This window comes from Pseudomonas onubensis, assembly GCF_965653655.1.
In the GTDB taxonomy this organism is placed as follows: domain Bacteria; phylum Pseudomonadota; class Gammaproteobacteria; order Pseudomonadales; family Pseudomonadaceae; genus Aquipseudomonas.
On the sequence record NZ_CBFHAZ010000208.1, the window covers coordinates 1 to 1,495 of the forward strand.

The window sequence follows — 1,495 nt, forward strand, 5'->3', positions numbered from 1 at the left end:
GAATGGCACTTACTTAACCTTCTTCGGGTGTCCATTTCTCCTGACCTCGGCCCTTGCCGCCGAGCGCGTCTGCATCAGCATCGGGTAAGGCTTGGGCCTTCGTTTTATGGCGCGAGGCTCAATCCTTCCCGGCCGGTTTCCGACACGTTTCCTCGCGATCAACCTGAGTAAATCCGGTACCCCATCGTCTTGTTCGTCGGCACCGTACTGCTGCATCGCAAGGCATAATTGGAGGCTATGTTTAAAGCTCAGCTCGCGTGGCAAACAATCCGCTAACAGCGCTGATTGGGCCATGATCATCCGAATCAAATTATGCGCTAGCAGATACACCCATAATTCTTTTACAGCCATGCCAGGCGTTTTGCAGCTCAGCGTTTCAAGCCCCAGCGTTGTCTTGATATTGCGCAGATCCAATTCAACATGCCAACGGTCCTTGTACAGTGATTTGAGCCCGGCTTTAGGCACTTGCTGCGGGCAGTTCAAAGTGGTTACCAGGATTTTCCCACCGGTTTTCAGTTCACGTACTGTCAGTGTTTCAGGCGCTTCTTCGTAAGAAGCCTGGCTCATCCAAGAAGGTCGCTTCTTGGGCTTTGTCAGCTCAACCAAATGATCCTCCGACCCAAGCGATTGCCCGAGCCGAAAGTCCGTACTGCGCCGTCTGGCGCCGTATTGTTCAAACACGCCGTCAATCCCGCGGCGTCGCAGTTCGCACAGCAAAAAGTATGTCGCGTAGTAGGCATCGCCCAACACAATATCGCCTCGATTCAGTGTATCGAGCATCGTTCTGAGTAACGTCTGCTCATCGCCACCTTTGCCTCGAAAGCGCCCCAGTGAGGCGTCTAAAACGGCACCACTGGACAGGCAAATGATTCCTACCAAACGACAAATGGGAAAGCCCAACCCTGCTTTCTGGCCACGAGATTGCGGATAGGCAGCTTGATTGGCCGCAGTGTCTGGCATGGTCACTGTGGTGCCATCCACGAGACGTACCGGGCGACCCATCCAGCGCCATGACGGTGGCACGTTGTTACTCATCGAGGTTCCCGTGGAGCGCAACAACGTTGAAACCATCTCTACCGGTAACCGCGCCCGTGCTTTGCAATAAGCGCCGGTGTAGACACTGCTTGGGCTTAGCCCATCGCAGCAACGTTTGATCGAAAAATCATTCACGGCCTTCTGACAAGAACGGTCGGCATTCATGGCCTGAGCCAGAAACATCGACAGCGTTTCAGTCGGCGGGAATAAGCGTTGACGATGCTTGGGAATCACTGACTCGGCACGCTGTAGCAGCGCCGGATCGGCTAGCAGCTTAAAGAATGCATGGGCGTTGCTGTTTTTGGCGTGCTGCTGAATGCGCTGCTGTTGATGCCTGACGATTTGACGTCTACGATTCACGCGGGCTGTCCTTGTTCGAGTGGTGTGTGTTCGCAACTATCACCGTAGACCAAGGACGGCCTTTTTTCATTTTTCTGTAGTCAGATCAGCTGGTTAGCTG

The 1,495-nt window shown here is 53.9% G+C and carries 1 protein-coding gene; it reads right to left on the bottom strand.

Translation table 11 applies throughout. From position 1 onward, the window contains the following. Positions 1-9: 9 nt before the first annotated feature. Complete coding sequence (locus ACTD9P_RS29585) at positions 10-1,395, bottom strand: IS4 family transposase (protein ID WP_438870415.1); 1,386 nt, start codon at positions 1,393-1,395, stop codon at positions 10-12. Positions 1,396-1,495: the final 100 nt, after the last annotated feature.